This window comes from Nostoc sp. JL33 (genome assembly GCF_017114985.1).
Taxonomy (GTDB): domain Bacteria; phylum Cyanobacteriota; class Cyanobacteriia; order Cyanobacteriales; family Nostocaceae; genus Nostoc.
Map to the genome: position 1 here is coordinate 1 of NZ_JABXKP010000079.1, position 19,881 is coordinate 19,881.

The 19,881-nt window shown below is 40.2% G+C and carries 21 protein-coding genes; 13 read left to right on the top strand and 8 right to left on the bottom strand.

The genetic code is table 11. The annotated features are described in order from the left end of the window. The first annotated feature begins 288 nt into the window (after positions 1–288). The 3 genes from HWQ23_RS23395 to HWQ23_RS23405 are packed head-to-tail and all read left to right on the top strand — an operon-like array spanning position 289 to position 1,349. Entirely contained in the window at positions 289–432 is a 144-nt protein-coding gene (locus HWQ23_RS23395) for a hypothetical protein (RefSeq protein ID WP_292833552.1), read from the top strand. Positions 433–444: 12 nt separating this feature from the next. Beyond that, positions 445–798, top strand: a complete 354-nt coding sequence (locus HWQ23_RS23400; RefSeq protein ID WP_292833554.1) for a helix-turn-helix domain-containing protein — start codon at positions 445–447, stop codon at positions 796–798. Next, complete coding sequence (locus HWQ23_RS23405) at positions 783–1,349, top strand: IS630 family transposase (protein ID WP_472850441.1); 567 nt, start codon at positions 783–785, stop codon at positions 1,347–1,349. Before HWQ23_RS23400 ends, HWQ23_RS23405 begins: the two co-directional genes overlap by 16 nt. A gap of 493 nt (positions 1,350–1,842) precedes the next feature. On the opposite strand, the gene HWQ23_RS23410 is transcribed toward HWQ23_RS23405, so the two are convergent. From HWQ23_RS23410 to HWQ23_RS23425, 4 genes are all read right to left on the bottom strand, one after another. Then, positions 1,843–2,712 carry an alpha/beta fold hydrolase gene (locus HWQ23_RS23410; protein ID WP_292833558.1) on the bottom strand — a complete coding sequence of 290 codons (870 nt, stop codon included), beginning with the start codon at positions 2,710–2,712 and terminating at the stop codon, positions 1,843–1,845. A gap of 51 nt (positions 2,713–2,763) precedes the next feature. Continuing rightward, a complete protein-coding gene (locus tag HWQ23_RS23415) occupies positions 2,764–3,156 on the bottom strand; it encodes a carboxymuconolactone decarboxylase family protein (protein WP_292833560.1) in 393 nt (130 codons plus the stop codon). Between the two features lie 111 nt (positions 3,157–3,267). Beyond that, complete coding sequence (locus HWQ23_RS23420) at positions 3,268–3,834, bottom strand: retropepsin-like aspartic protease family protein (RefSeq protein ID WP_292833562.1); 567 nt, start codon at positions 3,832–3,834, stop codon at positions 3,268–3,270. 390 nt (positions 3,835–4,224) lie between these two features. After that, the gene (locus HWQ23_RS23425; RefSeq protein ID WP_292833564.1) at positions 4,225–4,998 is read right to left on the bottom strand and encodes a nucleoside phosphorylase; all 774 of its coding nucleotides are present in this window, start codon (positions 4,996–4,998) and stop codon (positions 4,225–4,227) included. Positions 4,999–5,021: 23 nt separating this feature from the next. Between HWQ23_RS23425 and HWQ23_RS23430 the strand changes: the two genes are divergently transcribed. Beyond that, the gene (locus HWQ23_RS23430) at positions 5,022–5,255 is read left to right on the top strand and encodes a GNAT family N-acetyltransferase (protein ID WP_292833566.1); all 234 of its coding nucleotides are present in this window, start codon (positions 5,022–5,024) and stop codon (positions 5,253–5,255) included. 5 nt (positions 5,256–5,260) lie between these two features. Here HWQ23_RS23430 and HWQ23_RS23435 read toward each other — a convergent pair whose 3' ends face one another. Next, entirely contained in the window at positions 5,261–5,932 is a 672-nt protein-coding gene (locus HWQ23_RS23435) for a LuxR C-terminal-related transcriptional regulator (protein ID WP_292833568.1), read from the bottom strand. A 100-nt stretch (positions 5,933–6,032) separates the two neighbouring features. On the opposite strand from HWQ23_RS23435, the gene HWQ23_RS23440 reads away from it, so the two are divergent. The 3 genes from HWQ23_RS23440 (at position 6,033) to HWQ23_RS23450 (ending at position 7,575) form a co-directional block, all read left to right on the top strand. Next, complete coding sequence (locus HWQ23_RS23440; protein WP_292833570.1) at positions 6,033–6,689, top strand: DUF3386 domain-containing protein; 657 nt, start codon at positions 6,033–6,035, stop codon at positions 6,687–6,689. A 206-nt stretch (positions 6,690–6,895) separates the two neighbouring features. Further along, positions 6,896–7,213: a hypothetical protein gene (locus HWQ23_RS23445; RefSeq protein WP_292833572.1), complete on the top strand. Its 318-nt coding sequence runs from the start codon at positions 6,896–6,898 to the stop codon at positions 7,211–7,213. Then, a complete protein-coding gene (locus tag HWQ23_RS23450) occupies positions 7,210–7,575 on the top strand; it encodes an aspartyl protease (protein WP_292833574.1) in 366 nt (121 codons plus the stop codon). Before HWQ23_RS23445 ends, HWQ23_RS23450 begins: the two co-directional genes overlap by 4 nt. Positions 7,576–8,103: 528 nt before the next feature. Here the strand turns inward: HWQ23_RS23450 and HWQ23_RS23455 are convergent. Further along, complete coding sequence (locus tag HWQ23_RS23455) at positions 8,104–8,481, bottom strand: hypothetical protein (protein WP_292833576.1); 378 nt, start codon at positions 8,479–8,481, stop codon at positions 8,104–8,106. A gap of 128 nt (positions 8,482–8,609) precedes the next feature. On the opposite strand from HWQ23_RS23455, the gene HWQ23_RS23460 reads away from it, so the two are divergent. Further along, on the top strand, positions 8,610–8,798 hold the full coding sequence (locus HWQ23_RS23460; RefSeq protein WP_292750468.1) for a hypothetical protein: 189 nt from the start codon (positions 8,610–8,612) through the stop codon (positions 8,796–8,798). Positions 8,799–8,980: 182 nt separating this feature from the next. Here the strand turns inward: HWQ23_RS23460 and HWQ23_RS23465 are convergent, their stop codons facing one another. Next, positions 8,981–9,511 (bottom strand): hypothetical protein, encoded by a 531-nt coding sequence (locus tag HWQ23_RS23465; RefSeq protein ID WP_292833578.1) that lies wholly within the window; start codon positions 9,509–9,511, stop codon positions 8,981–8,983. Positions 9,512–9,602: 91 nt separating this feature from the next. Beyond that, positions 9,603–10,238 (bottom strand): dTMP kinase, encoded by a 636-nt coding sequence (tmk, locus tag HWQ23_RS23470; protein WP_292833580.1) that lies wholly within the window; start codon positions 10,236–10,238, stop codon positions 9,603–9,605. Positions 10,239–10,431: 193 nt separating this feature from the next. On the opposite strand from tmk, the gene HWQ23_RS23475 reads away from it, so the two are divergent. The 5 genes from HWQ23_RS23475 to HWQ23_RS23495 all read left to right on the top strand — a co-directional run bounded on the left by HWQ23_RS23475 (position 10,432) and on the right by HWQ23_RS23495 (position 19,854). Continuing rightward, positions 10,432–13,239 carry an ATP-binding protein gene (locus HWQ23_RS23475; protein WP_292833582.1) on the top strand — a complete coding sequence of 936 codons (2,808 nt, stop codon included), beginning with the start codon at positions 10,432–10,434 and terminating at the stop codon, positions 13,237–13,239. Positions 13,240–13,331: 92 nt separating this feature from the next. Beyond that, entirely contained in the window at positions 13,332–15,176 is a 1,845-nt protein-coding gene (locus HWQ23_RS23480; protein ID WP_292833584.1) for an ABC transporter substrate-binding protein, read from the top strand. Between the two features lie 129 nt (positions 15,177–15,305). Next, on the top strand, positions 15,306–17,399 hold the full coding sequence (locus HWQ23_RS23485) for a hydantoinase/oxoprolinase family protein (RefSeq protein ID WP_292833586.1): 2,094 nt from the start codon (positions 15,306–15,308) through the stop codon (positions 17,397–17,399). Between the two features lie 65 nt (positions 17,400–17,464). Continuing rightward, on the top strand, positions 17,465–18,250 hold the full coding sequence (locus HWQ23_RS23490) for a putative hydro-lyase (RefSeq protein WP_292833588.1): 786 nt from the start codon (positions 17,465–17,467) through the stop codon (positions 18,248–18,250). A gap of 38 nt (positions 18,251–18,288) precedes the next feature. Further along, positions 18,289–19,854 carry a hydantoinase B/oxoprolinase family protein gene (locus HWQ23_RS23495; RefSeq protein ID WP_292833590.1) on the top strand — a complete coding sequence of 522 codons (1,566 nt, stop codon included), beginning with the start codon at positions 18,289–18,291 and terminating at the stop codon, positions 19,852–19,854. The last annotated feature ends 27 nt before the right edge of the window (positions 19,855–19,881 follow it).

Below are 19,881 nucleotides of genomic sequence, written 5' to 3' on the forward strand. Positions count from 1 at the left end.
TAGCTCGTAATCATAGTAGCTCACCTGCTTAAGAATTATTTTATAAACACCCTCTTAGACATTCTCAATTTCTTGAATGACTATTGGCAATGTTAAATTAATCAACGTATGCGACATTAGTGTTGTTTGATATAAATGTTCACTTTCAAGCCTAGTACCGCTTTGGGTAATTCGTAATTCGTAATGACGCTCTCTAGGAGACGCTCTTGCTAGCAAGATCCCTGTAATACCAGTTTTATATGAAGCTGCATATAATGGAGAAAACAAACTCGATAAATTAAAATAACCATGAGCCGCCCTTTTAAGATTGAAATCGCAGAGAGCGAAGAAGAACTTAAAAAACGTCTACAAACAGCTAACTTGGGAAACCAGAAAGAAAAACTTATTATGCTGTGGTGGATAAAAAGCGGACAGGTTAAAGAGCAGCAATAAATTGGAAAACGCTTGGCGAAAGATACCTCAACTGTGACAAGGTGGCTGCAAAAGTATAGATCAGGTGGGCTATATGAATTATTGTCAATCAAAAAAGCTCCAGGAGCAGAACGGAAAATTCATGACGCAGCGATCGCAGCACTCAAAGAAGAGTTAACAACAGGAAAAGGCTTTAGTAGCTATGGTGCAATCGTTGAGTGGTTGAAACTTGAACATGGATTAAATATCGAGTATGCAACGGTTTATGCTTGGGTTCGATATCGATTAAGAGCAAAGCTAAAAGTACCTCGTCCTCAAAGCCAGAAACAAGACGAAAAATTGGTATCTGAATTTAAAAAAAACTCGGAATCATTCTTAATTGTCTAGAAGAACATCTAGCACCCGGCAAGTCTGTTCGCTACCTGTGCCAGGATGAAACGAGGGTGGGACTGAAAACTCTCACAGGAAAAGTGATTACTGCCTCTGGAGTCAAGCCTACTGTTGAGGTGAAATGGCCACGGGAAAATTTTTGGATTTATGGTGCAATTGAACCATTGACTGGAGACCACTTCTTTTATGAGTATCCAAAATTGAATGGCGAGTGTTTTCAACAGTTTTTGGACTGGCTATCTCAACAATTAGGTGGTGACTATGCTATTTTACAGGTTGACCAAGCACCTGCTCATACAAGTTCCGCAATTCGTTGGCCAGAAAATATTATTCCTCTGTTTCAACCAGCTTCAGCCCCTGAACTCAATCCCATTGAAAGGCTTTGGCAGCTCCTCAAGAAACCACTCAAAAATCAACTTTTCTCTTCTTTACAAACTTTACGCGATCGCATCCAAGAAATATTCGACCAACTTACACTTGAGCAGGTAATATCTATCTCTTCTTATAACTTTATCCTAGAAGCTCTTTTCTATGCAGCTTCATATTAAATTGGTATAAGGGTACGCGAACTCGCTTTGCGCGTCGCTAACGTAATTCGTAATTACCATTGCGTAAGGGTTTTAGACATTTCAAATGGGTGGTTTATTTACGCCGAACTGTACTAGATTTATTTGGTTACTGTACAGCCTGTTCTCAAAAAGCTTTGCAGATGTTTTTAATTGGTCTTCTTGTAAGAAGTATAACAACCAGATGTTTGAAATCGAGTATATACAAGAGTTTTATTAATGGTTGAATTGTATAAGTTGATTAACTACGACACAAGTAGTCAAGATAATTTTTGCAACATCCCTCTCTTTGAGGAATTAACTAATGGGACTTAGACAAAAAACACCAAGAAAAAAGCCTCAAACCTATATACAGAGAGACTTTGACATCGTTTTGCTTGGTTTATTGATATATCTGGGTTTGAGCCATTTTTGAGCATTTGGTGTATTTCCCTTACCCTGCATGGGTTTGAGCTTGTTTATTCCTCAAAAATGTTTAAGTCTCGCTAACAAAGCGATCGCCATTCCCTGTCCTTAAATTTTTTTGTTGTCGTGACGATTTGTAGGGAGCGTTCAACTTCCCCAAGAAGTTAAGCATGGCTGAAACTACAGCATCCGGCGATTCAATTAAGAAGCCATGACCCCCACCGTTGAGGACTAAAAGTTCAGCGTTGGGAATGCCTTGAGCAAGTTGCTGAGAAAACTTTAGCGGGGTAAGAATGTCTTGTTTACCAACTAGAACTAGGGTAGGACAATAAATTTGTTGAAGGCGGTCTGTTGTGTCAAAGTCAAGCATGGCTTGGCTATGATGATAGAGTGAATGAGTCGCAGGTGGGAAAGGATATCTGATTGCAAACTCGATCAGACCTTCGATCATCCCAGGAATCGAGTAGAACGTATCTGTAAATATCCAAGGTAATACGACTTTTTCATAAAGTTTCAGGTCTACATTACCGCAGAGTTCGCCCCAAGTCTCAATGATGCTATTGAATAATCCATCACCTTTTGCCAACGATGAAAGTAGCATCAGACTTTGTACCTTTTCAGGATATGTTAACACTAGCTCTTGGGCTATCTGACCACCCATTGAATGACCTGCTAAATGCACCTTATTAATTCCGATGTGATCGAGCAATCCTGCAACATCACTAGCCATCTGCTTCAGACTATAGGGGTTTTCGGGAGCAGAACTTCGCCCCATACCTCGGTTGTCTAAGCGAATGACTTGATACTGCGAAATCAACGATGGCATAATCAGCGACCAATAGGCATGATCACAAAGGAAGCCAGCTATTAATAGCAAAGGCTCACCGGTTCCCTTAATGTCGTAAAACAAATCAATCCCGTTAATCTGAACTTTGGGCATAGTCAATAATTCTGCTAATTATCTTAAGCAGGGATGGACAAGGCTACACTCCTACGTCTTAAATTTCTCGTCCACTGGAATTTGATAGCCGTTGGCGAGGCGATTAGTCATGTTGGCAGTGGCTGCGATCGCCATTAGTTCCCCAAACATGGTATCATTCATACCCTTGGCACGCGCCCCTGCTGTGTGCGAGGCAATGCAATACTCACAGCCATTCGTCGCACTCACGGCGATGTAAATTAGTTCGCGCATCAGTGGATCAATCTCACCAGGGCCAGTCATCACTTCTTTCACCGCTTGCCAAGTTCGTTGCAAGGTAGGGAGATGATTGGCTATAGCTTTCCAAAAGTTATTGATATAGTCATTCTGCCGTGTAGCGCGGATGTCGTCATATACTGCACGTACTTCGTCGCTGGCTTCTTCGTATTCAATTAGCTTAGTCATGAGTTGACAATCACTCCGCTATTCCTTGTAATCCTATGGGATTTCTCCTGATGATTTTGGACTTATTTTTAGATACCAAAACGTAGGATACTACGTTTTTAGCCGCGAACATTAGCGGTGATGAAATTCCACCTCTTTTTCCAGAATTTTAATATCATAGCTGCCAAAGAAATTGTGACCCAGTAAGCCGATGCTTGCTTTTGGTGCGATCGCTACCTGAAGATTATTGGCTGTAACTCCACCTGCTGCAATAGATTTTACCTTACTGGTTGGGAATTCTACTTGACTACCATCGGCAATTTGGGCTTGCATTGTCCCTGTAGCCTGGAGTTCAAGTGTATTCGCCATATCTTGGGTGATAATAGTTTCACTGGAACCTGTATCTACAATCATTTCAAAGGTTTTCTTGTCGTTGAAGGTGACATCGATCACAGGAGTTCCACCAAAGCGGCGTTTGATTGAGACTCGAAAAACTCTGCTGTCTGAAGGTACGGCTATATTACTATTGCCACAAAGTCTTCCCAATCCAACGGTTTTACCAGAGGAGGTTATCATGTAACATGCTCCTGGATCGTCAGCTGTTGCCTGATGAGAGAATGCTAAAAATATCAGCGTCGGCATTAGTCCGATTGCAGCTAGATTAACGGTCGTAATCCAACGCCTCCAAGCATTCTTCATCTTATATTTTTCTCCAATTTCACTGAGTTTTTTTAATAGCTTAACTTATCATAATCGCTGCAATAATTTGTGCTATCAATCCATTTTTTTAAGATAGAAAGCTAATTTGTTTTAAGCCTTGATTACAAAAAAACCTAAAATAATTGGCGTTGTTTGTGTCACAATTATTGTCTATGTTCATCATACACTTTTTGGAATTTTAAGTTATTTATTTATTTTTTTAATTTCCTGTTTATTTAAGTGCCTACAGAAGATTAAATTGCATTTAACTCAATACATTTTATCTATAATTACTGATTGATAAATTAAAGATTAGGTAAAGACATGATAAAACTACTTAGAGCATATTAAATCTGGCAGACAAAGAAGTTAGAGAAGATAAATTTGTTATTATTCAAGGGTTTCTGCTGCATGTACAGCAGTTGCGATCGCATTTTTAACAGCAATATCTCTTTGTTCTAAAATGATATTTTCACCATCAGTACGCCCAGCTACTACACCGCAAACAGCAGCAGCAGCAAAATTATACACTCCTGCCATTTTGAAGAGTGTGCCGCATTCCATCTCATAATTCAAGATATTCAAGCGGCGATATTCTTCTGTAATACCATGCAGCGATCGCATTAAATTTGGATTCGCTGAATCAGTGCGTTCTTGTCCTTCGTAAAAAGTATCAACTGATGCCGTAATTCCTGTGTAATGTTCAACCTCTAATTCTCGTGCTGCTTTAACTAAAGCGACTGTGAGAAAAGGATCGGCTGCGGCTGGATACTCCACAGGCGCAATGTCATTTGCTGCACCTTGGCGACACAATGCTGCACTGCTAATAACAACGCTACCGACTGGTATATAAGGTTGAATGGAACCACAAGTTCCAATGCGAATAATTTGCCTGGTTCCTACTTGTACTAACTCATTGACAACAATACTTAATGAAGGCGCACCCATACCACTAGTAGCTGATAAGATGGTGCGACCATTAGGTAAATATCCTACATAGCTATTGAGTCCGCGATTTTCTGACAACAAGCGCACATCTTGTAAATAAGTTTGAGCAATTAGACGCGATCGCTCTGGATCGCCAGATAATAGGGCAATGCTGGGAGGCGATGAACCTAAATCATCTTGTCCAAAGCCAATGTGATAAAAGCGTTTACTAGTCATAGAGTGAAAGATTAGCGATCGCTATGCATTGGGTTTTGGTAGCAGGAGATACCCCAGTTTCTTACTCTGCCTTTAATGCCAGCCTGCCTGATATTGTACAAATTGGTGGAGTATGGACACCACCAGCGCTGCGGGGTAAAGGCTATGCCAAAAGTGTGGTAGCAGGCTCGTTGTTAGATGCGCGATCGCTCTTAGTAAAACGTGCCATTCTATTTATAGGTGATATTGAAATACTCACCGTCCAGCATGAGGGGTGAGTATTTCAAGAAACTTGTATATCTTGCAGCTTTGCCACCATTTCCGCACGCGCCGAAACCTTCAACTTACGAAACATTCTCTTCAAAGCTTGTTTGACGGAATTTTGCGTAATCCAAAGTTTTTCCCCAATTTCCGCGTTCGTTAACCCCTGCGCTACCAACTCGGCAATTTCTAACTCACGCGCTGTTAGAGGGCATACTAAAAGGGAATTGGATGTTTTTGGTTTCGTCCGTAGGGTCGCCATTTTTGCTGACAAATGAATGCATAAGGCACTTAGGTCAGCTAAATCGTTGCCATTAAAAGCAGGATTTCCCTTGTCGCGGGCTAAGTTAAACGTTCCTACAAGACGACCATCGCAAACAATTGGCCCAGTCATTACGTGTTCGTGATCGGAACGTGAGCAAAAATGCTTCCAGTCTCCTGGTGATAATAATAACTGCTCATGGGCGGGAGCATGACGCTCAACCACGTAACGCCCGACTGGATTGCTTTCTAAGCATACTGCCGGAATACCCTGAACATCAATCTCAGAGGTTGGCTGCTCATCTAGGAAATAAATACCCCAATTTTGCACGCCAAAATGTTCGCCAATTTTGTCTGTGAGAGCTAGTCTTAATTCTTGCTCATTTTGGACATTGGCGATCGCATGAAATACGGCGTGGAGAGAATTAACCATAAGTGTACCCAGTTGGGGACTATCCAAGCCTCAACAATTACTTCTATGCTAATACCAAGGAAACTAAAACGCTAATTACAGTAGCGACTAGGAGAAGCACATGACAGTTACACAACTCTCTGCTCAGGAACTTTTCCGGGCTGCTTATGAGAACCGCTACACTTGGGACAAAAATTTCCCCGGTTATACCGCAAATATTACCTTTAAGCATGATGATAAGGTGTTTACAGGCAAAGTTCGCATCAATGCCAATCTGAAAGCGGAAGTTTTGGATGTAGATGACGAGCCAGCAAAGCAAGCAATTCATGGTCAAGCCTGGGAGATTGCAATTCACCGCATCCGCCGCAGCTTTGAAGACACCCACAGCGCCAATACGTTTAGCTATGGTAAAACTGACGAAACTGGTGCGGTTGAGCTTTTAATGGGTGGTAAGGCTGAGGGCGATAAATACAAAGTCCGCAATAATGAAGTATGCCATGTTCACCGTTTAATCCACGGTACTTATGTGACAATTGACACCTTCAGCAGTCACGACACCGGAGAAGGCTACCTGTCCCACAGCTATGACTCTGTGTACCATGACCCCAAGACTGGGGAACAAAAGGGCGGTAGAAGCGAATTTATCGATGAATATGAAAAAGTTGGTGACTATTTCATCTTAAATCGTCGGGAGATTCGCACCGAGACAGCAGGACAAGTTTCTATTCAAGAATTTATCTTCTCTGATATTAAATTGTTGGAACCTGTTGCTGCTTAAGCTGTATTTTGTAATTTGAAAAAAAGCGATCGTTCTTTATTTGAAAGCAGCGATCGCTTTTTTTTTGACCTTTGGATTGATGAATATGAGGTTTCAAAAAGATAGCTTGATCTGAAAGAATATTGATAACTTATTTCTGGCGATCGCTTCAGATATAATCAATATATAAAAAGTAAACCCCTACTATTTAGTAGATAGTAAACAAAATGACACAATTATCTTCTAATCACACACCACGTCGAGGAAGAGTATTTCCAGAACGTCAACTATCACCAGAAGAAAAAGCCCGACGCAAAGCTGAAGATGAGGTATTTTATCAGCGTTGTCGAGTAGTATTTGACAGAGTTCAACCAGAGTTAATCAAAGAACACTACGACTGGTTTATAGTCATTGAGCCTGAGAGTGGAGACTATTTTATAGATCCAAATGAGGATGTTGCTAGACAAAAGGCTCGTGATAAATTTGGTGATACTTTGCGTCTCATGATGCGAATCAATGAGACTGGAGCCTGCGGCAAAATATGATTTTCGGAGAGTTTAACAGTAAAGGCGAGTTAATTTTTGAAATTGGTTTGATAGCTGCTGATGGTGATATTATCCCAGTACAGGCGTTACTAGATACAGGATTTACTGGCACTCTAGCAATTGATAACCAAGATGCTCTCTCGCTGGGATGGTTACGGGAAAGTCAGAGAGAAGATATGCGAACGGCGCGGGGAGAAGCACAGTTTAACTTGTATCAGGGAGCTATATTTTTAGATGGAGAAGAGTTCACCATAGAAGTTCTGGGTGGAGATGAACTCCAAGACATTCTTTTGGGTGTGCGTTGGTTACAGACAAAACGACTAGTGGCAGATTTTTCAGCAAAAGTATTGACATTGGGATAAAGGCGATCGCTTTATTGTTATTTTCCCATCACTCTCAACAATTTAAAATTCTGTCGCGTAGACGCACAGCCGCTTTTCGTCAGACATCGCTTTGAGGTTTTGACGTTTTGAGTGATGGAGTTTTAACTGGAGTTTAGACTAAAAACAAGCGATCGGAAATAGATTTACAAATGTCTCCAGAAGTTCTTGCTGATAGTCTTGAGACTGACAACCTTAGCCTCTACATCAGAAATATTTTGGTTTCAGAGGAGAAGCAGGAGCGGATAATATAATGAATCTTTACGCCAAAGCTAGCCGCAAACCTCTTGTTAGATTTGCGTCTTTCAAAATGGATAAGTCTATCTGTGTAATCTACTGAAGATAATACCAACTTATTTAGTAATTACCAAATAATCTGGTAATCAAACCCTAACAAAATTAATTTTTATTTCGGTGATGCCTACGGCAGTCCCTTTAGGTATATGGAATATAAAAAAGTCCCCAGCTTTATGTTGCCGGGGACTAGGTGCGTTCGGCTCGTAAATTGATTTACTGAATTAGCAGTCCGATCGCCATTTCAAGGTGCATCTTAGCTTTGTGCAAGTTCAGTAAACTTTCTTGGTCGTATCGGTCAGGGTAGCTCATAGCCTTGCCCTCCATTGTTAGCTTAATCAGGGCTGCTTGTTCATCAGTGGGGGAGTTCATCTCATCTACGACCCCTTCGAGGAATTGAATAACACTGAAGCCGGGTGATTTTAACCCTCTTGCTTGCCTTAATTGAGAGAGTGCTATCTGTGGAAATGCCATCAAGGTAACAATCCAACTAGTCTTGTACCCTCCATTCCCAGTGGGCTTTAGTCCGTAACGCCTACACAAGTCTCTCAACTGGGCAGTGGTTTTGATTTCGAGTTCTGACCTTGTGAACATAAAATAGAATTACCCATTTGTAAAAGTGGTATCGGTGGATGCAAACTTTACCAGGGTGAACATCCACCAATTAAATATTTTCCACTGGTAGGCATGTGGAGAATATTATTATTTATATTTCTATACAAATGACCAAGAACAAGGGCAAGCCAGAGAATCTAAAACCGTTCACTACAGACAGAGAAGAACCATTAACCGAAAGATTAAATTTACGTATTACTAAGACAATGAAAGAGGAAGTGCAGCAACAAGACGACCCTCCTGAGTTTTGCAGAGAAGCTATTCAAAAAGCACTGGATGAGAAAAAAGGGAAGTAGTAAAAAGTTGTTGCACTAAACTCCAACAACTTTTCTAAAAATTGAGATTTTTAGTTAACTGAACCGTATTGCAGCTGGTTTAAAAAAAGTAGTGCGGACACCCATCCCACAAGATGGATAATTTATTTCTTGGAAGTCCCTTAGGTTCTCAGTTCACCGTACTGGGTTCTGAGGGTTCCAAATTATTGGATGACTTCCAAATTCAATTTTTCTATTAAGCGCTCTCTTAATTTATCGATAGTACACCACTCCTTCATTAAGTTGTGACTAGACAACGATTTAGCGCAAGTGTTATAGCAACCCCATTCGGCTCGCATTACCTCTTTATCAACAGGAATACTCTGCCAATTGCTCAAATCAGCAATCCAATGAACCTTAACCTCTCGAAAAATCCCCCACGGTTCTTCTCCCCATCGAGGTTCATCCTCACTTCCCTCATGAACCAGTTCAACTATGTGTGTCAGGTATCTCTTTTTGCACCCATCTGGTATTTTTTTTTGCTCTCCTGTGGTTTTGTCTTTGCACTCATGCGGTACTTGAGAAAGGATGATAAAAGAGCCTTTTGGTAATTTACGGGCGTGAGATTCTACTCCTTTACCTGTTTTAAAGTTCAACTGAAATTTAGATCCGATAGATTCAGCAGAATACGCCCACTGTGTCTCATCACCTTTATCACTGACACTTTTGATATAATCCAGACGATTACAATCCATTATTTCTTACTACTGCCTTGTATTAACTAGACCTTTCTCCATATCTAGTTTGCCCAAACTCTCATTAAAAACTTTTAGGTTTATTTTTGCCCTACCTCGCCAAGTGCAGCCGATCGCACAAAATTCCTTGAATTACCTGTTGTACAGCTTCTTTACTCAAACTGCCATCTACGCGAACAATTCGTGAAGGATGGGATATTGCTAAATGTGCGTATCCTTGTTGAACGCGCCGATGAAAAGCGATTGTCTCCTGTTCAATCCGGTCTAGTCCTACTTTGCTGTCTAGTTTGCGGGCCAGTCCCACCTCGACATCGACATCTAACCAAATAGTTAGATCACTCTCTAAGCCACCAGTGGCAATATAGTTAAGCTGATTGATTAAACTCATGTTAATATCCCGACCATATCCTTGGTAGGCAATGGTAGAGTCGGTGTAGCGATCGCATAAAATATATTTCCCGGCTGCGAGATTTGGTTTGAGTTCTTGTTCAACGTGTTGCGATCGGTCAGCAGCATACAACAAAAGTTCTGTCACTTCTGCAACTGGTTTATCCTCTGCCTTCTCCAATAACAAGCGCCGAAGATGTAAGCCTAACTCTGTTCCTCCTGGTTCACGAGTAACAACCACAGAAACACCCAGACTTTCCAGCCACTCAGAACAAAGCTGCATTTGGCTGGTTTTACCACAGCCTTCTACCCCTTCAAATACAATTAATTTGCCACTCATGCTTTTTGATGTTTACTGCTTTAAAAATAACTTTTGGATATAAGGGACTTCCAAAAAAATAAATTATCCCAAATTATTTGTACATTTGCAGGAGCGCATAGCTGTGCGCCCCTACTCTGTGTTCAGAACATTTAGGAGATGGGAACTCTAACTAATAAGCTTAATTACAGTATCCCACCCAGCACTGCCAATCATGTCCTATCCTGCTGATGCCACTTTGGGCCAATCTTCTTACCCCCGCTTGACTAGAAGCCTGAGTGCTGTTGAAAGTTGGGGCTTTGGTTTGACAGCTCATATTTCCTGGACAGCATTAGTTCCAGCAATTCATGCTGCTCTGGGTTCCCAAGCTATTTTTGTTTGGATACCTGCGGTGATTTTGGGAATGCTGCTCAACTATCAGGTAAAACGCTTGGGTATGCATTTTATGAACGTGGCTGGAGGAACACCTAACTATGCTACCAAGCTGCTGCAAAACTACCCCGGACTAGCTCGCTATGCAGCAATTGGATACCTCCTCAACTGGGTTTCTTACTTAGCAGTTAATACGATCGTACTCAGAGATTTAATTAAGGTGAATATGGAGGGGCTGGGTATTGCCTGTCCAGACATATTTCTGGATATTGGCTTTACACTATTGCCGTTTATCGTGGCGTTTAGTGGGACTCGCGCCTTGAGTATTTTACATTTGTTTTTTGTAATTCCAGCCTTTGGATTGCTAATTACCTTCTGTGTACAGGGTCTTGGCTGGTTAGCGTTCTCTAGTGATAGTCCTGGGTTTTTTCCTAGCAATTGGTCATCTTTGAGCTTTGTAGATTGGGCAAAGTGGTTCTTTTTCGTCACCTATGCAACCTACAGTTGTGAAACGGCTTCTTCTTTTGTCGCTGATAGCCGCCACCCCACGCAGACGCTAGGCTTTCTAGATGTTGCGGCTTGGATGATGCCACCGATCTTTTTGGGGGGATCTTGGGTAATGATGCGGTTAGCAACAGATCCAAACCTCAAAGACAATGCTTTTATGAATCTTGTGGCGGCTTCCCAGCCCTTTTGGGGAAAATCAGCTGCTGTAAGTGTTTCCTTTTTGCTAGTAGCTGCTTGTCTTTTAGGTTCGGCAACGGTTGTTTCTAATTGCCCTCGAATTTTGTATCAACTGGCCTTAGATAACCACATCTCATCAGTATTTTCCGTTGTATCACGCCGGGGTGTATTTGTCCCAGCATTGACATTGACACTGATGTTGTGCTTCATCTATCTGATTTGGGGAGATGTAGCGCGAATCGTGGCTGTTGGTAACATCGGTTGGTTTGTCTCCTTTATGTTATTCCATTTAGGGCTTTGGCTGCGGCGCGATCGCCCGGAAGTTTTGTTCCCTGGTATATCTCTGGGCATTTTGCTGTTAGAAGCTGTGGTGCTAGTGGTGGGTGGATTTGCCTGGGGTTGGCTCAACTTGCTAATTGGGCTATTATTTCCCATTGGTGTTATGGGAATTGATGCGGTGGTTCGCCGTGTGAACTTCCCTCCATTCCATCCCAATTGGTGGATGCGGCGATATAAATCGCGCCCTGTGGTAATTATCAAAGACTCAGTAGTTCTCCAGGTGAGTATCCTGATATTTTTACTGTGCAGCGCAGTGGGAGTTGGCTGGTTATTTGGTATCAAATTTAATAAAGTTGCGAGTACGGGAGGCGAAAATCTATTTGTGGTGCTACTGATGACGGTGGCATTTGTGGGAGTAGCGATCGCCTGTTGGACAAGTTTACCTCAAGTGGTGGCGATCGCAGAAGCACGAGAAGCCGCCGAACACCTGTTTACTGTTGCCCAGGATGGTATTTTAGTCGTGGATGATCGAGGCATTATCCGACAGGCTAACCCAGCCACTGAATCTTTCTTTGGTGTCAATCCCTCTGAGTTGCGGGGACACCTCAGCAAATGGCTACCCGCATTAGTCTACTATCCAGACCAGTGGGCAAAACGCAGCGAACAAACTTTACTCCGCAATGGGAAAAACAAAATCCTGGAAGTTTCCATTTCAGACCGACCCCATCAAGATTTTCAGGAGTATGTCGTTATTCTCCACGACATTACCCAGCGCAAACAAGCAGAAGAGATATTGCGACACTCAGAAGCACAATTGCGCCAAGAGGCAAAGCACCTAGCTTCTCAACTGGTGCAAAGTGAAAAAATGTCCAGCTTAGGGCAGTTGGTAGCAGGTGTAGCGCACGAAATCAACAACCCAGTTAACTTTATCTATGGCAATATCACTTTTGCCAATCAATATATCCAAGATTTACTTAGTTTGTTGCAATTATATCAGCAAAACTATCCTAATCCAGTAACTAAAATTCAAGAAAAAACAGAAGCCATAGACTTAAATTTCCTGATAGCAGACTTGCCAAACTTGCTAACTTCTATGACAGTTGGTGCTGAAAGAATCACAGAAATCGTTCTATCTCTACGAAACTTTTCCCGCTTAGATGAAGCAGAGATGAAAGCTGTGAATATCCACGAGGGGATCGAGAGTACGTTGATGATTTTGGAACATCGCCTCAAGCCCAAATCTAACAATCTACCAATTGAAGTCATCAAAGAATACGGCGATCTGCCATTAGTAGAATGTTATGCTGGACAACTGAATCAGGTATTTATGAATCTTCTGGCAAATGCGATCGAGGCTTTAGAAGAGGCAGTGGAGAATGGTGAGTGGGGAGTAGGGGAAAAAGCGCTTCCTACTCCCCAGATACGCATTCATACTAAACTCACTAGCGAAAATCAGGTAGTTATTCGCATTGCCGATAATGGTACAGGCATTCCAGAAAAGGTACAAAAACACTTATTTGAACCATTCTTTACTACTAAACCAGTTGGTAAAGGTACTGGATTAGGTTTATCTATTAGTTACCAGATTATCACTCAAAAACATCAGGGAACATTACAATGTATTTCTGCTCCTGGACAAGGTACAGAATTTGCAATTGTAATTCCGCTAAACCAGCAAGCTATCTAATTGTCAACATCAATAGAAATTAGTTCGACACCCATAGGATCACCTAAGTTAGGAATTAGACTATCATTTTGAAAAAAGGATGAGAGATAATTATGGTGTGTCAAAACTGTCAACAGGTTATAGAACAGCTAAATATTAATATTGACCTTTTCTTTCATAAATTAGAGACAGCTTCAAATAGAAGGCAAATCAGTGAACTTGACAAGGAAATCATTTGTCAATCTCTATTGGGACACTCTCGACAACATATAGCTAAAATATTCAATTTATCTGACCAACAAATTAGAGATAGGCTCAGTAATAATATTTATCCCAGAATAGCAGAACTGATGCAAATTGACCAAGAACAGATAGCTGGTAAGTGGGTTAAGCTGCTTAATTTATTACTTCATCCTAATAACGGATATAAATTGCAGACTGCTCCTCAATTAAATAATGATAACTTTCAAGGTAGTTTTGGCAGACAAATTTTTCTTTCTCCCCCAAATCAAGATATTGTGGAGTTACAGATACAAGGGAATAAATTTTATCAGCAAGGACTTTATTATCAAGCATTAAAGTGCTTTATTTGGGCTTGGAAAAAAGAAATAGAAATTTATGGTACAGGGAATCCAGAAATTTTAATTTATATTAATAACTGTTTAATTGAATATAAGCAATCTCTTTTACAAGAAAAACAAATTAAGATTTATACTTTGGCTGTAGTTGTGCCATTTTATCATAATCAAGGTCATGTTGCATCTGAAATTTTACGAGGTATTGCTCAAATTCAACTCCAAGTAAATCTTCAAAGCTTTGAGAAAATTTCACTAGGAAAAGAGATAAATTTAGATGAGATAAAACCCGATAATTTTTTTACTCTAAATAATACAGATAGTCAAATAGCCTTCAAAATTTTAATTGTCAATGATCCTAATAATTTATATGCACCATATAGCCAAACAGCAGAGAATTTAGCCAATTTAGCGCCACAATTAAACCTGATTTCTATCATCGGTCACTATTCAAGTGAAATGACTAAGAAGGCACTACAGTTATATTCTCAAAATGGACTAATTTTAGTAAACTCTAGCAGTACCTCTAATGAACTTTCTCATTTATCTGGGGGTGAAAGCCTATCCTTTTTTAGACTGACTACTCAAGATAGCATAAATGCCACACAGTTAGCTCATTACTTGACAGAAGGATTATCCGGTAAAGATCATAAAAAAGTAGCTATTATCTATAATAAAAATAGTAGTTATAGCACTTCATACAGAAATACTATTAAAAAATGTTTAGAGCAATATAAGGAACAGTTTATTTTTCTAAAAGAATGTAGTTATATTAGCGAAAAATATTATCATATTCAAGCTTATTTAGCAGATATTAAACAGAATGAGGTTGATATTATTATCATAATTCCTGATGGAGGAATTGAACCTAATTCCCTCGATAATGCTGGGCTGATTAGTAGATTAAAAATTAATAACTGTCTAATAGCTGGTTCAGCAACTTTTTACCATGAGAATGTTTTACATTGGATTCATGAGCAAAGTCAGTATAATTTGGTAAATCAAAATGAGTGTCAAATTATAGCTTGTGTTCCTTGGCATTGGCACAGCGAAACAAATGGGTGCAATAGTGAAAATAAACTAGGGCAAAAGTTTTGTCAACTAGGTACTCAATTATGGGGAGAAGAAAACTTGACATGGCGTAGTGCAACAGCTTTCGACTCAGCGTTAATAATTCTGAGAATTTTAGAGCAATTTGACATTTCAGATAGTCAATCTTTACTGATATACATGAATAAATATTTCAAAGAAGACAAAAAACAAGTGAAAGGAGTTACAGGAATTATCCAATTTGAAAAAAATGGCGATCGCATCAATCCCCCAGCAGAAATAGTAGCTGTAAAATGGAATGCACAACATTCTAAATGGCAATGGACAATTTAAGATTTATGTTTCACAGTTAATTGACTATATCTAAGATTCCACATCTGTAGAAAAATATTTCACACCTGAAGTAGAAAGACTTCATAACCCATTGTTATGCTACCTGTATAGAGTTGAGGAAACAGAATAATGTTAAAAGTTTTTGCCGATCGCGGTGGTACATTCACAGATATTGTTGCTGTTACTAATAATCAAGCAATTATAGACAGACTCTCAAAACATCCAGAACGTTTTTTAATTGTGACTCTGCCTAATCAGCAATGGATTATAGTCTATAAACTACTTTCAGAAAATCCCGAACAATACCAAGATGCAGCCATCCAAGGAATTCGGGATATCATGGGTATTTCCAGCAACGAACCCATTTCTACTGAAGCCATAGAAGTAGTAAAAATGGGGACAACAGTAGCAACAAATGCGCTGTTAGAAAGGAAAGGAGACAGGGTTATTCTTCTGATCACCAAAGGGTTTAAAGATGCGCTGCGAATTGGCTACCAAAACCGTCCTAATATCTTTGCCCGTCAGATCATTTTACCAACCATGCTTTATGAGCAGGTGATTGAAATTGATGAACGTTATGATGCTCATGGCAATGAATTAATTCCAATAAATATTCAACAGGTCAAAAATGACTTACAAGCAGTTTATAACACAGGAATTCGGAGTTGTGCGATTGTTTTTATGCACAGCCATCGCTATCCTGAACACGAACAACAAATAGCCAAACTCGCTTTAAAAATCGGCTTTACACAAATATCTGTATCTCATCAAGTTAGTCAGTTAATGAAATTAGTCAGCCGAGGAGATACAACAGTAGTAGATGCTTATTTGACTCCGATTCTACGTCGCTATGTCAACCAAGTAGCGAGTCAGTTACCCGGAGTTAAATTAATGTTTATGAAATCTGATGGAGGTTTAGTTACAGCCCAACAATTTCAAGGCAAAGATAGTATTTTGAGTGGCCCGGCTGGTGGTATTGTCGGTGCGGTTCAAAGTAGTAAAAGAGCAGGTTTTGAGTTAGTTATTACCTTTGATATGGGGGGAACAAGTACAGATGTCGCCCACTTTAAAGGAGAGTATGAACGACAACTAGATTCGGAAATTGCTGGGGCGCGGATGCGAGTTCCCGTATTAGCAATTAATACGATTGCGGCTGGAGGCGGTTCAATTCTCTTGTTTGATAGTTCTAGTTATCGTGTCGGCCCTAAATCTGCTGGTTCAAATCCTGGGCCTGCTTGTTACCGACGTGGGGGGCCATTAGCGGTTACTGATGCCAATGTGATGTTAGGCAAAATCCACCCGCAATATTTTCCCTCAGTTTTTGGAATCGATGGGAATTTACCTTTAGATAAAGATACTGTCATTCAGCAATTTACACAATTAGCCCAAGATATTCAAGCCGCTACATTAAATCATTCTACTCCCGAACAAGTAGCGGCTGGATTTATTGCGATCGCAGTCGAAAATATGGCGAACGCAATTAAAAAAATCAGTCTGCAACGGGGTTATGATGTCAGCCAATATGTGCTTTGTTGTTTTGGTGGCGCAGGCGGGCAAGTTGCTTGTTTAATTGCCGATACCTTGGGAATGAAAAAGATATTTCTACATCCTTATGCTGGTGTTCTCTCTGCTTATGGAATGGGATTAGCTGATGTCAGGGCGATTAGAGAAGGAGGAGTAGAACAGCCTTTAACCCAAGCATTAATTCCTAAATTACACCAGTTAATGGAATATTTAGAAACTCAAGCTATAAGTGAAATAAATGAAGCGAATGCTCAACCAGAAATAGTCCAAAAAGTCAACTTAAAATATCAAGGAACTAACTCTACATTGACCGTTAACTTTGCCGATGATGTGGTATTGATGCGGCAAGGATTTGAGGATGAACATAAATCTCGCTATGGTTTCATCCAATTAGATAAAACTTTAATTGTCGAATCAGCCTCAGTAGAAGTAATTCAGAAAATAGAGACACCCGAAGAACCTTTAATTACTCGTACACGTTCTCTAGTTGAAGCCCCCGAAGCCGTTGAGATAGTAAAGATGTTTACTGCTGACAGATGGCATGATACGCCTGTTTATCGGCGGGAAGATTTACAACCAGAAGATAGTATTAATGGGCCTGCGATCGTTGTCGAAAAAATTAGCACAATTGTAGTGGAACTTAACTGGCAAGCAAGATTAACTGAAAGTAATCATTTAATTTTGCAACGTCTTGCATAAAGCTTTGAAGTTTAATTTCATTAACCAAACGTACTTACTTTCTGAAAATTATTAGGAGATTTTCAATGTTAAACTTTTCTTCTCTTCCTTCCGAAATACGCCAGCTTTGTCGAGACGGAAAATTAGATACACCTACTTCTGGGCTTGCACTAGGGTTTGTTCAAGCGAACTTAGTTGTATTGCCATATTCTTTAGCATTTGAATTTTTACTCTTTTGTCAACGAAATTCAAAAGCTTGTCCAATACTTGATGTCACAGAAGTTGGAGAATATGAACCTAAAATAATCGCTCCAGGTGCCGATATTAGAACAGACTTACCTCGCTACAGAATTTTTAGACACGGTGAATTAATTGAAGAAACAACCAATATAAAATCATTTTTGAAAACAGATTTAGTAGCCTTTTTAATTGGTTGTTCCTTTTCCTTTGAAAATGCCATGCTCAACTCTAGACTACCAGTTAGGCACGTAGAAGAGCAAAAAAACGTTCCAATGTACAAGACAAATATTGAATGTATCCCGACTCGAATGTTTTCCAGTCCCTTAGTAGTTTCGATGCGTCCACTTCCAGCTAATAACGTTGTTCGTGCTGTAGAAGTAACGAGTCGATATTATAAAGCACATGGTTCTCCTGTGCATATTGGCAATCCAGAAGTGATAGGAATTAAAAATTTAGAAAAACCTGATTATGGTGATGCTGTCACAGTTCGTGATGGCGAAATTCCCGTTTTTTGGGCTTGCGGAGTCACTACTCAAACTGCAATTATGCAAGCAAAACCTGAACTAGCAATTACTCATTCTCCTGGATATATGTTTATTAGTGATTTGAATGATGAGTATCTTACTTTATAAGTATTAATGTTTGTGTTTTTTATAAAAAGGAGTCAAAAATGTACACAACATCTCAACCCGATCCCATCCGCTTAGAAATCTTCAAAAACCTCTATCAATTTATTGCAGAACAAATGGGAATTGTTCTTCAAAATACGGCAGCATCGGTGAATATCAAAGAAAGGCTGGATTTCTCCTGCGCTATTTTTGACTCTTCTGGATTATTAGTTGCTAATGCTCCCCACATTCCTGTACATTTAGGCTCAATGAGCGAAAGTGTCCGCAGCTTAATTAATGAAAAACGCGACACCCTAAAACCAGGGAATGTGTATCTATCTAATAATCCTTATAATGGGGGAACACATCTTCCTGACGTAACTGCAATTACCCCTGTTTTTGACGGAGAGAAAAAACAAGTTATTTTCTACGTTGCTTCTCGTGGACACCAAGCAGATATCGGTGGAATTACTCCCGGCTCAATGCCTCCCCACAGTAGGACAGTAGAAGAGGAAGGAATTATTTTTGATAATTTCCTCTTGGTGGAAGAGGGCAATTTTCGAGAACCCGCAGTCAGACAACACCTCTCAAGTCATACTTATCCTGCTCGTAACCCTGACCAAAATATCGCTGATTTTAAAGCACAAATTGCCGCAAATGAACGCGGAGTACAAGAACTTCGTAAAATGGTTTCTCAATACGGGCTTGATACTGTTCAAGCTTACATGAAATTTGTGCAAGCTAATGCAGAGGAGTCAGTGAGAAAGGCTATCAATCTTCTCAAGGATGGCTCATTTATTTATGAAATGGATAATGGGGCAATAATTCAAGTAAAAGTTACGATTTTCCAAGAAAGTCGTAGTGCTACCATTGATTTTACTGGAACTTCTCGGCAACTAAATAGTAATTTTAATGCTCCTAAAGCTGTAACTCAAGCAGCAGTTTTATATGTCTTTCGGACTTTAGTTGATGATAATATTCCACTTAATGCCGGGTGTCTTAACCCTCTAGAAATTATTATACCGAGCGGCTGTATGCTGAATCCAACTTATCCAGCAGCAGTAGTAGCGGGTAATGTAGAAACTTCTCAAACGATTGTTGATGCTTTATATGGCGCTTTGGGTATCATGGCTGCTTCTCAAGGAACGATGAATAATTTTACTTTTGGTAATGAGCAATATCAATATTATGAAACTATCTGCGGCGGCTCTGGAGCAGGAATTGATTTTGATGGAACTGATGGTGTTCATTCTCACATGACTAACTCCCGTTTGACCGATCCAGAAGTTTTAGAAACTCGTTATCCTGTACTTTTAGAAAGCTTTAGTCTTCGTCACGATAGCGGTGGTAAAGGGCAATATTCCGGTGGTAATGGAGTTGTCCGCCGCATCCGTTTTCTAGAACCCATGACAGCTAATATTCTCTCTGGACATCGGGTTGTCCCTCCGTTTGGATTAAATGGCGGGGAAGCCGGGATTGTCGGACGCAACTGGATACAACGTCAGAATGGAATTGAAGAGAATTTAGACAGCACAGCAACAGTAGAGATGAAACCTGGGGATGTTTTTGTGATAGAAACTCCTGGAGGAGGCGGATTTGGTAAAGTTTCCTATTTGGATAATTCGTAATTCGTAATTCGTAATTCGTAATTATAG